General features: G+C 72.7%; 10 protein-coding genes. 4 read left to right on the plus strand and 6 right to left on the minus strand.

Annotated features, from left to right (window positions below):
• Positions 1 to 20: 20 nt before the first annotated feature.
• Positions 21 to 1,406: a hypothetical protein gene (locus tag HCK04_RS05330; RefSeq protein WP_142645741.1), complete on the minus strand. Its 1,386-nt coding sequence runs from the start codon at positions 1,404 to 1,406 to the stop codon at positions 21 to 23.
• A gap of 261 nt (positions 1,407 to 1,667) precedes the next feature.
• Here HCK04_RS05330 and HCK04_RS05335 point away from each other — a divergent pair, with 261 nt between their 5' ends.
• A complete protein-coding gene (locus HCK04_RS05335) occupies positions 1,668 to 2,186 on the plus strand; it encodes a hypothetical protein (RefSeq protein WP_142645742.1) in 519 nt (172 codons plus the stop codon).
• Positions 2,187 to 2,546: 360 nt separating this feature from the next.
• On the opposite strand, the gene HCK04_RS05340 is transcribed toward HCK04_RS05335, so the two are convergent.
• Together HCK04_RS05340 and HCK04_RS05345 are read right to left on the minus strand one after the other, a co-directional pair.
• Positions 2,547 to 3,935: a serine/threonine-protein kinase gene (locus HCK04_RS05340; protein ID WP_168065669.1), complete on the minus strand. Its 1,389-nt coding sequence runs from the start codon at positions 3,933 to 3,935 to the stop codon at positions 2,547 to 2,549.
• Between the two features lie 2 nt (positions 3,936 to 3,937).
• Complete coding sequence (locus HCK04_RS05345; RefSeq protein ID WP_142645744.1) at positions 3,938 to 5,452, minus strand: serine/threonine-protein kinase; 1,515 nt, start codon at positions 5,450 to 5,452, stop codon at positions 3,938 to 3,940.
• 114 nt (positions 5,453 to 5,566) lie between these two features.
• Between HCK04_RS05345 and HCK04_RS05350 the strand changes: the two genes are divergently transcribed.
• Genes HCK04_RS05350 through HCK04_RS05360 form a run of 3 tightly spaced genes read left to right on the plus strand, consistent with a single transcriptional unit; the run spans position 5,567 to position 11,724 of the window.
• A complete protein-coding gene (locus tag HCK04_RS05350; RefSeq protein WP_142645745.1) occupies positions 5,567 to 7,678 on the plus strand; it encodes a protein kinase family protein in 2,112 nt (703 codons plus the stop codon).
• A gap of 3 nt (positions 7,679 to 7,681) precedes the next feature.
• Positions 7,682 to 9,667, plus strand: coding sequence for a hypothetical protein (locus HCK04_RS05355; protein ID WP_168065671.1), 1,986 nt, complete (start codon positions 7,682 to 7,684; stop codon positions 9,665 to 9,667).
• A gap of 5 nt (positions 9,668 to 9,672) precedes the next feature.
• Positions 9,673 to 11,724: a serine/threonine-protein kinase gene (locus tag HCK04_RS05360; RefSeq protein WP_168065673.1), complete on the plus strand. Its 2,052-nt coding sequence runs from the start codon at positions 9,673 to 9,675 to the stop codon at positions 11,722 to 11,724.
• A gap of 173 nt (positions 11,725 to 11,897) precedes the next feature.
• Here the strand turns inward: HCK04_RS05360 and HCK04_RS05365 are convergent, their stop codons facing one another.
• The 3 genes from HCK04_RS05365 to HCK04_RS05375 are packed head-to-tail and all read right to left on the minus strand — an operon-like array spanning position 11,898 to position 16,620.
• Entirely contained in the window at positions 11,898 to 14,828 is a 2,931-nt protein-coding gene (locus HCK04_RS05365) for a glycoside hydrolase family 3 protein (RefSeq protein WP_142645747.1), read from the minus strand.
• 41 nt (positions 14,829 to 14,869) lie between these two features.
• Complete coding sequence (locus tag HCK04_RS05370; protein WP_260617126.1) at positions 14,870 to 15,709, minus strand: carbohydrate ABC transporter permease; 840 nt, start codon at positions 15,707 to 15,709, stop codon at positions 14,870 to 14,872.
• Positions 15,706 to 16,620 (minus strand): sugar ABC transporter permease, encoded by a 915-nt coding sequence (locus tag HCK04_RS05375; protein ID WP_142645748.1) that lies wholly within the window; start codon positions 16,618 to 16,620, stop codon positions 15,706 to 15,708. The genes HCK04_RS05370 and HCK04_RS05375 overlap by 4 nt, the downstream gene beginning before the upstream one ends.
• Between the last annotated feature and the right edge of the window lie 21 nt (positions 16,621 to 16,641).

Here is a 16,641-nt window from a genome sequence, read left to right on the forward strand (position 1 = left end):
AAATCTGCACGAACACCGCCTCACAGGGCGTCGAGCAGGGCCTTGGCCACGGACTTCGCCCCGGTGGCCGCCTCCTTCGGGTCCATGAGCACGGAATCGGCCGAGTTGATCGGTGTGTTCTCCGGGCGGTCACTGCCGGACAGCAGCACCCAGATGACGTTCTTGCCGTCCAGGGCGTAGATCTCGTACCGGTTGCCCTGGGCGGTGTCGGTGCGCTGCCGGATCGCCTGGCCGAACGCCTCCTGCCCGAGGCCGGTCAGCTTCTCGACCTTGCCCCACTTGATGCCGCCGATCTGGCTGTTCGCCGTGAACTTGGTCTTCGAGCGCTGGTCGATGAGGTAGTAGCGGGCGGATTCCTCGTCCCAGAAGGTGTGGATGGCGACCCGCAGGTTGCGCCACCGGACCTTGCCTCCGCCGAGCGGCAGCTTCTCGTTCCACCACTGGCACTGGGAGACGTTCGACTTGCCCTCCTTGCTCCGCACCGCCACGCCCTCGGTGTCCGGCACCAGGGTGGCCGCCAGCGTCGTGAGACTCACGCAGGCCCGGGGCAGGGGGATCTTCGTGGGCGAGGGCGACGGCGTCGGGCTCGGCTTGGGACGCGCGTGATAGGGCAGCGGCTGTCCGGCCCGCCAGGCGGTCACCGACTTGGCGAGCTGCCCGAGCAGCCCCTTCACCTCCCGCAGGGCGTTCTCCTCGGTGATCGACTGCGTGGACTCCGTCGAGAGGAAATCGGCTTCCTTCTTCTTCTGGCTCGCCTCGTACTTCACCTGGAAGACCACGTCGCCCACCCGGCCGACTCCCTGGCCGAAGGAGTACCAGTATTTGTCGCCCTCCCGCGTCCACTGGTACTGCGCGGCCGCCTGGTCGCCGATGCCCTGGTACTCCTGGACCGGCGAGTAGTAGTGCTCCTTGTCCGAGTGGGTCTCCTGGTACTTGTACTGCTTGAACTCTCCGTCGAACTGGATCCGCGCGGACTTCTCGGCCGTGGTCGTCCCGATCGCCTCGTACTTGGACACGTTCACCGTGATCTCACGGCTGCGGATGAGGTCCTTGTACGAGATGTTCCGGTTGACCCAGCCGCACGTGTAGCGGACGTAGCTGACGAGGCTGTCGCCGCGGTTGTCGTTCGTCGAGGAGTCGATCGTGGCTCCCGGCACGAGGCGCTCGGCCTCGTCCGGGTCGAGCATCGAGCACACGTCGGCGGTCGCCGCCACCGGCGCGGCCGTGGCCGAATTCCTGGCCGTCGCCGCCGCCGTCGTCGTCGCACCCGCCTTGGTGGTGGTCGTCCCCGTCTGCCGCATCGTCATGAAGGCGAACGTCCCCCCGGCCACCACCAGTACGGCGACGACCGCCGCCACCGGCAGCACCCATCCCCGCCGCGCCGGAGCGGAGGGCTGGGTCGGCATCTGCCACAGCTCGGGCGGAGGCGGCGTCGCCGCCTGCCAGCCCTGTCCCGGCTGCCCGGACGGCGGGCCGCCCTGTCCACTCTGCCCGCTCTGGCTGCTCTGGCCACTCTGCCCGCCCTGGGACGGATAGGGATAGGGATTCGACTGCGGTGACGACGACGATGATCGAGACGGCTGGGGTGACTGCGGTTGCGGTGATTGAGACTGGGGCGACTGCGACGCGGGCGGCTGCGAACCCGGGGGCTGAGGCGGCCCGGCCGGATGCCCCGCCTGCGGCAGGCCCTGACCGCTCGACGCCCCGGGATACCCTTCCGGCTGCGGCGCGCCGCCGGGCGCGGCACCCGGATACGGCTGCGGCCCGGCCGACGGACCGGGATAGGGCCCCGGGGCGGGATACCCGCCCTGCTGCGGCTGCGCGCCCGGCTGCTGCTGCGCACCAGGCCCCGAACCGGAATACCCACCCGGCGGCTGCTGCCCACCGGGGTACCCGTCCGCCTGCGGTTGAGGTCCAGCCGGGTACGCGCCCGGCTGCGGCTGCCCACTGGGATACGCGCCCGGCTGCGGCTGCGCACCGGGGTACCCCCCGTGCTGCGGCTGGGACCCGGGCGGCGTTCCCGGATACCCACCCGGCGGCTGCTGCCCACCGGGGTACCCGTCCGCCTGCGGTTGAGGACCAGCCGGGTACGCGCCCGGCTGCGGTGGCGGCCCGGCGTACCCGCCCTGCTGCGGACCGGCAGGGTACGCACCCGGCAGCGGCGGACCGTACGCACCGGGCTGTAGCGGTTGAGCCCCCGGCGTGCCGGGCGGGAGTCCCGGTCGTGCGGCGGACGGCTGATAACCGGGCTGGGCACCGAACGGTGAGCCGGGCTGTGAACCAGGCGGCGGGCCGAACGGTGACGCAGGCTGAGGACCCGACTGGGGACCAGGCTGAGGACCCGACTGCGAGCCAGGCTGGGGACCCGACTGTGAGCCGGGCGGCGGGCCGTACGGGGGCGGGTAGGGCGGAACCCCCGGCTGGGGGTGCGGGTACGGCGGCAGTCCCTGCCCGGGGCGGTCGTCCCGGGGAGGCGTCGCGCCGGGCTCGACGGGGGCGTCGTCACCGCTGGTCATGGGGGTCTCCTACAGATGCTGAGCGGGAGGTCACCCGAGCCCGATGCCGACGAGTTCGGCGGCGCGCTCGGCCGTGCGCCGGTCGGCGGGGGTGACCGAGGGGTCACCGTTGCGCCGGTAGGCGACCTCGACGATGAGATTGCTGAGGCGGAACCAGACCGTGGCCCCGGTGGTCCCGGTGGCGGGGTCGGAGGAGTCGCAGGTGAAGGCCTCGTCGGCGATCCCGGGCAGGTCGCGCGCGGCGGGGCACCGCGCGGCCCGCTCCGCCGCGAGGTCACGGGAGGCCGCGGCCTCCCCGTCCCCATCGGCCGGCAACCGGTATCCGACCGTGATCGTCCCGTCGTGGCCGGTGGCGTGCTCCTTCCACTCGCATCGCCCCTCGGCGGCGGGTCTCCCACGCGGCGTGGCGCCGAGGACGTCGCGGATCTGCTCCGTGGTCAGGCTGCGGCAGGCGTCGGGGACGCCGTCGAACCGCCCCGAGCCGCCCTGTTTCCCGGACACGAGGAACCAGGCGCCCAGTCCCGCCGCGAGGCCGACGACGACCACCACCGCGGCGATCGCGACAAGCCGCCACATTCCGCCGGGCCGGCCGGCGGGTGCCGACGTGGAGGCCGGCGGCGCGGCGGCGGCGTGCAGGGCCTGCCGTACGACCTCGGGCGGCGGGCGACGCGCCGGGTCCTTGTCGAGCAGGGCGAGCACGATCCACGTGAGCACCCGCGAGGCCCGGGTCATGGGCCGGGGCTCGTGGAGCAGGACGGCGGCGACGAGCGCGGCCGCCATGTTGCGGTGGAACGGCGGCTCCCCCTCGACGGCGGTGTAGAGCGTGGCCCCGAGGGACCACAGGTCGGAGGGCGGCCCGTCCGGCTCGTCGCGGAACCGTTCCGGGGACATGTAGTTGGGCGACCCCGCCGAGCTCTGCCAGGAGTTCCCGGTGCGGCCGACCGGTGCGGCGATCCCGAAGTCGGTGAGCAGCGCGCGGCCATCCGGCCCGATGAGGACGTTGGCCGGTTTGACGTCGCGGTGCAGGATGCCCCGGGCGTGGGCAGCCTCCAGCGCGTCGAGCACGGCCAGCCCGATCTCGGCCACGCGCTCGGACGCGAGCGGCCCGTCCTCCCGGATGATCTTGTCGAGGGAGCGGCCCGGCACCAGGTCCATGACGATCCACGGCTGCCCGGCGTGCCCGACGACGTCGTGGACCGTGACGATGGACGGGTGGGTGAGCCGCCCGGCCGCCCGGGCCTCCTCGATGGCTCTGCCGAGGAAGTCGGCGCGCTGCCGCTCGTCCAGGTCCGGCGGGACGTGCAGCTGCTTGATCGCCACCTCACGCCGCAGCAGCTCGTCGTGGGCGCGCCAGACCGTGCCGCCGCCGCCCTCGCCGAGCGGTTCGGCGAGGCGGTAACGCCCGGCGAGCACGTCCACGGTCAGGCCAGCTCTCTCAGGCCCTCGGCCGCCGCCGAGGCGGCCGAGACGGCCCGGTCACGCAGGTCGGCCGGGGAGCTCACGTCGAGATCGGCGAACTGGAGCCGCAGGACGAGGTCGCCGAGCCGGAAGTACACACCCGCGGCCTGTGCCTTGCCGTCGGGGGTGGTGAGGTCGAAGGCGAACGCCTCGTCGGCGACGTCGGGTGTGTCCCGTGCCGCCGTCTCGATGACCTGGGTCCTGCTGTCGAGGCCGATCTCGTACCAGAGCCAGCTCGCGTCGCGCGGCCCCGAGGCGTACTGCCTGCGCAGCCCCTCCATCAGCGTCTGCGCCGCCGCCGTGTCGAGTTTCCACGGCTCGGGGGTGTCGGAGTCGGTCTCCGCGCTGAGTTCGATGCCGCTGCCCTTCACGGTCCACTGGCAGCTCGTCTTGCCCGGCCGTGGCTGCGCCGCCGCGCCCAGAACGCGCCGCACCTCCCCGGCAGGCAGCGCGCGGCACAGGTCCACGGCGCCGTTGAAGGTGGGCGAGACCCGGTGCACGGGGTCGCTCGGCCGTTCGTCCGGCCCGGCGGAGAGCACGACGACCGCCACGGCGGCCGCGACGCCGGTCAGGGCGACGGCCCCGGCGGCGTACCACCACCGGGGAGTCCGCTTGCGCGCCTCGATTCGCAGGCCGCGCCGGGAGTCGAGGTCGGGCACGCCGCCGTCGGCCACCTGCCGCAGCAGCCCGAGCGCGGTCGCCGCGTCGGGGCGGGCGGCCGGTTCGCGCGCCATCATCCACAGCAGCACCGGGCCGAGCGGTCTCGAGAGCACCGGCGGACGGGGAGCCTGGGTGAGGGTCGCCCGGATCACCTCGGAATGCCTGCCCTGGTAGGGCGCGACGCCCTCGGCGGCCGTGTAGAGGGTGGCGGCGAGCGACCACAGGTCGGAGGCCGGGCCGCCCGGCTCACCCGCGAGCCGTTCCGGGGCGATGAATCCCGGTGAGCCGACCATCAGCCCGGCCTCGGTGATCGACGCCTGGTCGGCCGGACGGGCGATGCCGAAGTCGGTGAGAAGCACCCGGCCGTCGGCGGAGAGGAAGACGTTGCCCGGCTTGACGTCCCGGTGCTGCACGCCCTCGGCGTGCGTGGCCGACAGCGCGTCGAGCAGGCGGGCGCCGAGGTCCGCCACCTGCCGGTACGGCATCGGCCCGTACGCGGTGATCTGCCGGGCGAGATCGTGGCCGTGCAGCAGCTCCATGACGATCCACGGCCTGCCGTCCTGGAGGAGCACGTCGTGGAGCGCGACGATCCCGGGATGCCGGACGCGAGCGGTGACCTCCGCCTCGCGCATGACCCTGGCGATCAGCTCGGCCCGCTCGCGCTCGCCGAGGCCCTCGGGGAGGCGGAGCTCCTTGATCGCGACCTCGCGGTCGAGCACGGAGTCTCTGGCCAGCCACACCGTGCCCATGCCACCGGAGCCCAGCGGGCGTACGAGGTGGTATCGCGAGGCCAGCGTCCCCCTCAGCGATTCGGCCATATGGGGGAGAATAGCGAAAGCGTGATTGATCGCCCGACGAAATCCTTCCCAGGCCCCGTGATCGACGCATAATGGGGGCCTCCAGAGACGGACCGCCTCGAAACGGAGGGCGAGTTGCTCGCCACCAGCCCGTTACGACCGGACGATCGGGAGCGGCTCGGTGACTACCGGCTGCTCGGCCGGATCACCGAGACCGCACACGCGGTGGTCTACTCCGCTGAGGCGGACGCGGGCGGCCATGTGATCGTCACCTTGTATGACGTGACGCTCGGCGACCCCGACGCCTTCCTCCTCGCGGTGGACGCCGTACGGCGGCTTCCCGCCTTCCACCTCGTGCCCGTCCTCGACGCCGGCACCAGCGGGGGCAGGCCCTACGTCGTGACGGAGCCGGTTGACGGGCCCACGCTGTCCGAGGAGGTGGCCGCTCGGGGGCCGCTGCCGGAGCCGGCGCTCTACCGGTTCGCCGTCGGGACGGCGACCGCGCTGGTCGCCGTCCACGAAGCCGGAGCCGTGCACGGAGCGTTCGGCCCGGACGCCGTGATCCTGACCCCGGACGGCCCTCGCGTGACCGGCGCCGGCATCGCCCCGCTGCTGAGACCGGCCGCCCCTCCCGGCGACGCCGCCGCTGATGCCAGGGCCGATCCAGGGGCCCATCCAGGGGCCGACCGCGGCGCCACCCTGCCCGTGGACCTCGACGGGCTGACGCCGGAGGAGCTTGCCGGACGGGCCACCGGGCCGCCTGCCGACGTGTTCGCCTGGGCGGGCGCCGTCGTCTTCGCCGCCACGGGACACCGGCCGTTCGAGGCGGGCTCGCCCGCGGCCGTCGTCACCAGGGTGCTGCACGGCGAACCGGACCTGTCCGCGCTGGAGGAACCGCTGCGGAGCCTGATCGCCGGGTGCCTCGCGAAGGACCCGGCGGCCCGCCCCACCGCCTCCGACGCCCTGCTCACGCTGGTCGGCCATTCCCTGCTCACCGTCCCCGTCGACCGCGGCCCACGCATGGCGCTTCCCGCCGCCGCGTCCGGGGACGATCGCGGCGAGCCCGGCGGCACGGACGCCGCACCGGCCCCGCAGCGGCCCGCGGCGGGGTCCGCGGCAGAGTCCGCGGCAGAGTCCGCGGCAGAGTTCGCGGCAGGGTCCGCGCGAGGCACACGGGCCCGGTGGAGGCGGCCGGCCCTCGCTCTCGCCGGGCTCGTGATCGCCCTCGCCTCGGCCGGCGGCGGCCACGCGCTCGCGCTGCGCCAGGCCGCCGCGACCGGCCCGGTCACGACGTCGCCGCCGCCGGTCGAGATCGTCTCGGCCGCCGCCGACCCGCCCACGCCTCCCGCCGCCACCACCCGCCTGAAGGTGCCCGGCGTACGCATGACGCTGCACGAGAGCCCTCAGGACGCCGTACGGATGACGGGCTACCGGGTCGGTCCGGACACCTACCTGCGGACGGGGGACGCGTTCGAGAAGCTGGAGACGCCGGACGTCGAGCCGCTCGTTTCCCCAGGAGGGGCCTGGCTCGCGCTTGTCCAGGCCAAGAAGGGGTCCGTCGAGTTCCGCGACCAGCGCGGCGGAGAGCGGTTCGCCCTCGCCGCGCCGGCCCCGGACGGGAAGCTCGACCGGCCCGTCTGGTCTCGTGACGGCGCCCGGCTCCTGCTGTCCGTCATGACCGGAAAGAACACCCCCACGGGCTTCGTGGTGCTCGACCCCGCCACGCGGACCTCGTCGTACGTGGACACGCAGGACGAGCACGAGCAGGGGGTGGGTTCCTACGCGTGGCTGCCGGACGGATCGGGAGTCGCCGTCGGCCACGCCACCGGCTCCGGGCACGGTGTCCGGTTCCGCGACCTCACCGGACGGCAGACGCGCGACCTGCCCTGGGTGGGTCCGGGTGTCGGCCGCCGTCTCTTCTCCCCCTCAGGGCGGCTCTTCGTCACGTACTGCCCGAGCGGCGGCACCCTGTGCCTGTGGGACACCGCCACCGGCGTCCGCAGGCACTCGATCGCGATCTTCTTTTCCGGCGCCGTGTTCCTCGGCTGGTATGACGACGCGCACCTTCTCCTGATCGACCCGACCCGGAAGAACCACGAGGTCGTCGTCATGGACGAGCGGGGACGGCAGCAGCGGGTGCTCGCCGAGATCGCCCCGGCCGACGACACCGACGACCTGATCTTCTCCTACACCCCCTTATCCGGCACCCCCTCCTCCGGCACCCCCTTCTCCAGCACAGGGAGCTGACCGATGCCCACCGTCGCACCGCCGGGTCCGGGCGACCCGGCCGCGCTCGGTCCGTACCGCCTCACCGGGCGGCTCGGCGAGGCCACGTACACGGCCATGTCCCCCTCCGGGGAGCGGGTCGTGGTGAAGCGGTTCCCCGCCACGGCCCGTCCCGGCCCGGCGCGGCTGGAGGCGCTGCGGCGAGCCGCCGTCGTCGGAGCCGCGCTCGTGGTCGGCTCCGGCCCGGACTACGTGGTGACCGAGCACGTGGACGGACCGTCCCTGGAGGAGGACGTCGCCGCCGAGGGCCCGCGTTCCGGCCCGGCGCTCCACCGGCTGGCGATCGCCACGATGACCACGGTCGCGGCCCTGCACCGCGCCGGGCTGCGTGCGGGGCACGTGCGGCCCGACCGGATCGTGCTCGGCCCTGACGGTCCCCGTCTGCTCTGCGACGGCTCCGCCGCGCCCAACCCTCTCCTGTGGAGCTCCCCCGAGGAGGCCGCCGGCGATCCGGTGGGCCCGCCCGCCGACGTGTTCGGCTGGGCCGCGACCGTCGTGTACGCGGCGAGCGGGCGGGCCCCCTTCACCGAGGAGGAACGCCTGGCCCACGGCGCGGCGAACCTCGACCCGCTCGACGGCGACCTGCGGCAGCTCGTCGCCGACTGCCTGGCCGCCGAGCCGGGCGCCCGGCCCCGGGCCGAGGAGGTCCTGCTTCGCCTGATCGGGCACTCCGGCGGCCTGGACACGCTGATCCCCGAGAAGATCCCCGAGTGGATCCCCGAAAAGCTGTCCGAGGCCGCGCCGGCCGCGGAAGGGGCGCGGGAAGCGCCCACGCAACCCTCCGGCCGGACGCCCACGTCCCGTGCGGGCCGTTCGTGGCTCACGCTCGCCGCCGCGGGGACGGCCATCGCGCTCGTGTGCGGCGGCGGAGCGTACGCCCTGACGCCGCGCGAGGCCCGGCAGCCGCCCGCAACCGCGACGACCGCCACGACCGATGCGATCGGCGTGACCGGCGCCGCTCCGGCCTCCCCCGTGTCCGCCGCGTCCGCCGCGTCCGCCGTGTCCACCGTGTCCACCGTGTCCGCCGGTGCGTCACCCGGGCTCACGCTGCACGAGGAGCCGGCCGACCCCGTGATCCTCACCTCTTATCACGCCGCGGCCGACGGGCGGACCGACCTCGCCTACGCCCGGCTCCCCCAGGGCGGCTTCACGGCGGTCGGCGGCGACGTGGTCCTCGCGGAGGTGTCCCCCGGCGGCAGATGGCTCGCCGTGCTGAACTCGCTCTACGTGGCCGAATCCGAGCGCCAGTCCATCGCGTTCACCGATCGGCGGACCGGCGAACGGTTCACCGTCACCGGCCTGGGCTCGCCCTACATCTCCTCGGGCCCCCAGTGGTCCCGGGACGGCGCCCGGCTGCTGCTCACCGTCTACGACTACGGCAAGGGCACGGACGCGGTCTATCCGGCCGGGTTCCTCGTGGCCGACCCGGCGACCCGCCGTGCCCGCTTCGTCCAGACGGCCAACGCCGAGGACGCCCAGGCGCACCTGGCGCTGCCGGAGTCGGCGCGCGCCGTGGGCTACTTCCGGTGGATGCCGGACGGGGCCGGGGTCATCGGCCCCTACACCACACCCGAGCAGGCCCTCGGCACCCGGGTGTGGGACCTGTCCGGGCGGCTGCTGCGGAGCATGCACTGGACGGGGCCCTCGGTCGGCGCGGGCGACGTGTTCTCGCCGTCCGGCCGCCTGTTCGCCACCACGGGGTGCGAAAAGCGCAACGCCGTCTGCCTGTGGGACGCCGTCACGGGCGAACGCGCCAGGACGGTCCCCGGTCACGAGGGCGGCGGCGTCCTCGGCTGGTACGACGAGGAGCACCTGATCGTGAGCGAGCCCGCCGGCGAGGACCGGGTGCGTGCGGTCGTGACGGATTTCAAGGGCAGGGGGGTCAGGGTCCTGGCGGAGGCCCGGAAGCGTCCGGACAAGCCGGTTCAGTTCTCCTTCACCCCGCGCTGACCGCCATGCCCGGCGCCGTCTCTCCCCCGCGCCCCGGCGATCCGTCCGAGGTGGGCGGCCACCGAGTCCTGGGCAGGCTCGGCTCCGGTGGACAGGGCGTCGTCTACCTCGCGGAGTCCGGGCGCGGCGAACGGGTCGCCGTGAAGGTCCTGCACGCCACCGGCGACCCGGAGGCCGACGCCAGGTTCCGCCGGGAGGCGGAGGTGCTGCCCCGGGTGGCGTCGTTCTGCACGGCCCAGGTGCTCCAGGTGGGCACGGCGGACGGCCTGCCGTACATCGTCAGCGAGTTCATCGAGGGCCCGACGCTGCAGCAGGCCGTGGCGGAGCGGGGTCCGTTGCGTGGCCAGGAGCTGCGGCGCCTGGCCATCGGCACGGTGACCGCTCTGGCGGCGATCCACCGGGCGGGCGTCGTCCACCGTGACCTGAAGCCGGCCAACGTGCTGCTGGGCCCCGACGGCCCGCGGGTGATCGACTTCGGCATCGCCCGCGCGTTCGGCCCCGGGAACGCGGTGGAGATCACCGGCGAGGGAGTGCTGGGCACCCCCGCCTACATGGCCCCCGAGCAGTTGCGGGGCGCACCGCCCGCTCCGGCCGCCGACATGTTCGCGTGGGCGGGGGTCGTGGTGTTCGCCGCCACCGGTGTCCCGCCCTTCGGGCACGACACGGTCCCCGCGATCATCCGCCGCGTGCTTACGGAGGAGCCCGATCTCGGCGCGCTCGACGGAGACCTGCGCGAGGTGGCGTCCGAGTGCCTGCGGAAGGATCCCGCCGCCCGTCCGGCCGCGGCGCAGGCACTGCTCCGGTTGCTCGGCCGCCCCGCCGAGAACGCACGCCCCGCCGAGGACACGGCCGGGCTCCTCCATCGCGGCTCCGACGCCGCCTCCGGCCGTCCGGAGAGCGCGGAGGACGAGGCCGCCGTGCCGGGCGGCCGAATCCAGCGCGGCCGAATCCAGCGCGGCCGAATCCAGCGCGGCCGAATCCAGCGCGGCGGGGAAAAGGACGGCGGGGAGAAGCGGACCAGCGTGCGGCGCGCGGTCGCGGCCGCCTGCGCGGGAGTGGTTCTCAGCGCGGGCGTGGCGGCCTACGTGGCGACCCGCCCTGACGTGCCGCCGCCGCGCCCCCGTCCCGCCCTGAGCGGCCCGCCCGCGCCGGTCGCGGACCGCGTCGCCGTGCCGGAGCTGCGGGCCACGCTCTACGAGGCGCCCGGCGACCCGGTGCGCGTCACGTCGTTCCTCGTGCAGACGGGTCCGTTCAGTCAGCCCGCGTACGTCCGGGAGCCCGGCCGGGCCGCGTACGAGAAGCTCGACGGCCTGCTCGACCCGGTCGTGTCCCCGGACGGCAGGCTGGTCGCGGCGGTGGCGCAGACCCCGCAGCGCGTGTCGGACCTGCACAATCAGGTGCTGTTCACCGACCGCGGGACCGGTGAGCGGTTCTCGGTCCCCACGGTGGACCGTCCGCTCCTCGCGGGCTCCCCGGAGTGGTCCCGCGACAGCCGCCGGCTGCTGCTCACGGTCTCCGCCGAGCCGGACCGCGATCCCCGGCCGGTGGGCTTCGCGGTCGTCGACGTGCCGGCGAGGAAGGTGTCCTTCACCGAGGTCGAGGGCGAGGACGAGAAGAACGCCCCCGCGGCGGCCGCCCCGGTCTACCGGTGGACGCCCGACGGGTCCGCGGTGATCCGGCAGGCGGCCCCCGGGGCGGACGGCATCCGCGTCTACGACCTGGACGGGACCCCGCGCCGGACCATCGACGGCGTCCGCTGGACCGCCGACGCCGGCTTCTCCCCCTCCGGACGTCTGCTCGCGGCGCTGTGTCCCGGCGATGACCGGCGCGCGTGCGTGGTGGACGCCGACTCCGGCCGACGCCGGGCGAGCCTTCCCCTTCCGGCCGACGGCGCGCTGTGGGGCTGGTTCAACGAGGACCACCTCCTCGTCTTCGACAAGGGCTCGACGCCCTGGCGGGTCCACATCGTCGACCTGTCCGGCCGGCGGGTCCGGCTGTTCGCCGAAATCACGGGCACGAAGGACACCTACTGGCTCCTGCACATCACCCCGGGCTGAACACGCTCTCCGAACGCGCTCTCCGAACCCGGCGCCCTGGCCCTGCACTCCGACCCTGCACTCTGACCCTGCACCCTGTGCCCTGAACCGGCGCCCTGAACCGGCACGGACGCCCCACGCAGGTACGCGGGGCGTCCGTCGTCCGGGGCGTCCGTCGTTCTCGGCGGGGAGCCTCAGCTCAGGGCGAGGTCCTTGATCCGGACGTCGCCGCCGAACACCAGATACACGTCCTTCACGCCGTTCGCGCCGGAGACGGGAGCGGTCGCGGCGGCCCAGTTGTAGATCCCGCCGGTGGCGGCGACCGGGATCGTGGCCACCTTGGCGCCGGTCGGCGAGCCGAGGCGCGCCTCGATGCTCCCGCCGCTCGTGGAGGCCACCCCGGCCGTCACCGTGCGGGGCTTGCGTAGCTGGACGTCCTTGAAGGCGATCCAGCCGCCGTTCGCGCCCGCCACCGCGTCGCCGCGCACCTTGGTCTCGTCGACCAGGTGGATGCCCGAGTAGTCGTCGAAGTCGACCGCGCGGGTGGTCTTCGACAGGTCGCGGTGCGGGATGTTCTCACCCTTGACGTTGATCGTCGCCCGCTGGCGGATGTTCGCCGAGGACGACCCCACGAGCACGTCGTGGGTGGCGTTCTCGACGGTCCACTTGTCGCGCGTGACGTCCCAGAGCGCCAGGTCGCTCTTCTTGACGGTGAAGGCGACCGTCTTCGTCCGCCCCGGCGCCAGCGTCACCCGCTCGAACGCGCGGAGCTGCTTGACCGGCTGTTTCACCCGCGAGCGGTGCTGGTGGGTGTAGAGCTGCACGACCTCGTCGCCCGCCCGGGAGCCGGTGTTGGTCACCTTGACAGAGACCTCGTACGCGTCGCCCTTCTGGACGGCCTTGAGGCCCTGGTAGGAGAACGACGTGTACGACAGGCCGTAGCCGAACGGATAGAGCGGCTTGCCCTTGTAGTACAGGTACGTCCGATCCTTCTTGACGATGTCGTAGTCGAGGATGCCCGGCAGCTCGTCGGCCGACCGATACCAGGTCTGGGTGAGCCGCCCGGCCGGGTTGACGTCGCCGTACAGCACGTCGGCGAGGGCGTGCCCGGTCTCGGCGCCCGCGTGGGTGGTCCACAGGATCGCGGGGACGTTGTCCTGCTCCCAGTTGATGGTGGTCGGATAACTGTTCTCCAGCACCACCACCGTGTTGGGGTTGGCCGCCTTCACGGCCTTGACCAGCGCCTCCTGCCCCTCGGCGAGGTTCATGTCGGTGCGGTCGTGGTCCTCGCGGCCGTTGATGAACGGCATGCTGCCGACCACGACGACCGCCACGTCGGCGGCCTTGGCCTTGGCGACGGCGTCGTCCACGCCGCGCGAGACGATCTCCTTGGCGTAGTGCGTGGCCTGGTCGGCCGTGGTCAGGCCGAGCGAGCCGTCGGCCTCCGCCTTCACATACTTGCCGGGCCCGAACCAGTCGTAGGCCGTCTCGTAGCCGGCGTACCGCAGCAGGACGGTGCCGTCCGGCTGCGGCTCGAGCGTGAACTGCTCCTGCACGAACCAGCCCGACGGCTGGTCGGCGGTGTTGGCGAGGGTGGCCCAGTTGGCCCGGCTGACGTACTTGCCGTTGGCCACGCTGCGCAGCGTCAGCACGCCCTGACCCCAGTCGAACGCGTCGAACTGCTCGGTGTCGCCGAGGGCCGTCGCGCTCTCCTTGAGGTCACCGCCGGACGCGGGGGCGCTGATGTACCTGCCGGTCGCGACGTCCTTCAGCGCGATGCGGTCGACGCCCTCCGAAGACGCCACCGACGCCGCCCGCTCCTTGATCCCGTCGAGCGGGGTCACCTTGTAGGGCAGGCTGCCCGAATACCAGTCGGTGTAGAGCACGTTCGCCAGCGGGCCGACCACGGCGACCTTCTTGCCCGGCTTCAGCGGCAGCGTGCCGCCGGAGTTCTTCAGCAGCACCATCGCCTTGGCCGCGGTCTCGCGGGCCAGCTTCCGGTTCGCCGGGCTGTTGATCACGTCCTTGGTGATCTTCCCGTACGGCCCGCCGTCGGGGTCGAACTCGCCGAGCCGGAACCGGATGCCGAGCTGGTGCCGTACGGCGTTGTCGACGTCGGCCTGCGTGAGCAGCCCCTTCGACAGCGCCTCCTTGACCGCCGCGACCGTCGGCGCGCCGTTGGCGTCGTCCACGGTGAAGCTGTCGAGCCCCGCCTTGATCAGCGCGGCGTCGGCCTCGGCCTGGGTGGCGTAGTACTTCTCGGAGTTGACCAGGTTGTTCGGAGCACCGGCGTCGGTGACGTTGAACAGCGTGCGGCCGGTCCAGGAGCGGACCACGTCGTTCAGGTCGGGGTTGACCGTGTTGGGCCGGCCGTTGACGAGGTTGTACGACGCCATCACGCCGGTCGCCGCGTCGGCCTCGATGGCCGGTTTGAAGGCCGCCTCGTCATACTCGTGCTTCACCCGCGGGGGCAGCTCCGACGACGAGGTGTCGCGGGTGACCTCGTTGTTGTTGGCCAGATAGTGCTTCAGCGTGGGCGCCGTCTTCAGGTGGTCGGGATCGTCGCCCTCCAGGCCCGAGCCGTACGCCGCGGAGATGGCGCCGGTGAGCAGCGGGTCTTCGGAGTAGCCCTCCTCGTTGCGTCCCCAGCGGGGGTCGCGCAGCAGGTTGACCACGGGCGCCCAGAGGTTGAGCCCCCAGACGGTGGGGTTCTCGGCGTGGTAGCCGCGGGCCTCGTCGCCGACGGCCGAGCCGACCCGCTTGATCAGGTCGGTGTCCCAGGTGCTGGCCAGGCCGACCGCCTGGGGGAAGACGGTGCCCTTGGCGGTGACCACCGCGCCGTTGTTCGTGTAGTCGGTCGACCAGGCGACGCCGTGCAGCGCCTCGGTGCCCGTCTTGAACAGCTTGATGCCGAGGCGGTCGATCGCGGGGGCGTACTGGTGCAGCATCGCCACCTTCTCGTCCGGCGTGAGCCGGCCGAGCAGGTCGTCGACGCGCTGGGCGAGCGGCAGCGACGGGTCGCGGAACGGATAGTCGCCGGCCGCTCTCGCGGGGCCGGCGCCCAGGCTCAGTGCCAGAGCCAGGGCGGCCGACGCGGACAGCATCGCCGAACGGCGATGGGACATTGCGCCTCCAGGTCAGGTAGTGACGCGTGTATTCGGGGGTGCTACTTGATGGCGCCGACCGTGACGCCACGGGTCAGCGTGCGCTGGAAGATGAGGAAGAAGGCCACGGCGGGGACGATGCCGAGCAGCGCGGACGCGCTGGAGGTGGTGGCGTCCATCATCTTCTCGCCCTGCAGGACGCCCAGGGCGACCGGCACGGTCTGGTTGTCGTTGGAGATGAGGAACACCATCGGCAGGAAGAACTCGTTCCACGTCCAGATGAAGAAGAAGATGAGCAGCACCGAGAGGGTCGGGCGGCTGATGGGCACGACGATGCCCCACAGCGTGCGCCACCTGCTCGCGCCGTCGAGCTCGGCCGCCTCCAGGATGCCGCGGGGGAACTGCCCGAGCACCGACGACAGCAGGTAGGTCCCGAAGGCCGCCTGGATCACCGTGAAGATGAGGATGACGGCGAGCTTCGAGTCGTACAGCCCCACCTCCTTCGACAGGTAGTAGAGCGGGTAGACCAGCGACTCCTGCGGCAGCGTGTTGGCGACCAGGAACAGCACGAGGATCCACAGCCGGCCGCGGACCCTGCCGATGCCCAGCGCGTACGCGTTGAGCAGCGACAGCACCACCGCGGCGACCGCGACGACGCCGCTGATCAGGAAGCTGTTCCAGAGCTTCAGGCCGAAGTCGACGCGATTCCAGAAGTCGACGATCCCGTCGAGGTAGAGCCCGTGGGGCAGGCTCAGCGGGCCGTTCGCGGAGTATTCGGCCGGGGACTTGAACGCGTTGAGCGTGACGATGACGAAGGGGAAGAGCATCACGACGGCGAGCACGACCAGCGCCGCGAGCACGGCCCATCGTCCCGGCTGGCGGAAGGTGCGATCGGCGTTCACGAGCCACTCTCCTGGTCACGCTCCTGGCCGCCTTCCTGGACCCGCAGGAAGAGGAAGGTCACCACGACGATGATCAGGGCGAGCACGGTGGCGATGGCCGAGCCGTAGCCGACGTTGACCTTCTCGAAGAAGTTCAGGTAGGAGAAGTACGACGGCACCATGGTCGAGGAGCCGGGGCCTCCCCTGGTCAGCACGAAGATCGGTCCGAACACCTTGAGCGCCGCGATCGTGCAGGTCAGCAGCACCACGAAGATCTCCGGCCGGATCTGCGGGATCGTGATGTGCCAGAACCTGCGCCACCACGAGGCGCCGTCGATCTCGGCCGCCTCGTAGAGGGAGGGATCGACCCGCTGGAGCCCGGCCATGAAGATGACGACCGGGTAGCCGAGCTGGAACCACACCATGATCGCCATGACCGTCGCGAGCGCGATGTCGGGGTCGCCCAGCCAGTTGACCTTGATCCCGAAGATCTCGTTCACCGCGCCGTACGACGGGTGGAGCATCCAGCCCCACACGACGCCGGCCACCGCGACGGGCAGCACCTGCGGCAGGTAGAACGCCGCGCGCAGGGCCGAGGCCGTACGCCCGCCGAACCGCTTGGCGATGTAGTCGAACAGCGCTGCGGCGAGCACCAGGCCGATGATCGTCGGCACCACGGCCATCGCGATGATCAGTGCGACGTTGTGCTCGAAGGACGCCCAGAAACGCTCGTCCTTGAACAACTTCGTGTAGTTGTCGAGCCCGATCCAGGTCGGGGTGCCGACGCCGGACCAGCGGGTGAAGCTCGTCGCCACGTTCATCAGGAACGGGACGACGATGATCGCGAGGAACAGCACCAGGCTCGGAACCAGGTAGAGCCAGTAGCCGCTCCTCCCGCGCGGGCGGGCCGCGCCCGCGACGGGTGGTGCCATGTGTGCAGACCTTTCCAGAGG

The organism is Microbispora sp. CL1-1, from assembly GCF_012034195.1.
Classification (GTDB): Bacteria; Actinomycetota; Actinomycetes; order Streptosporangiales; family Streptosporangiaceae; genus Microbispora.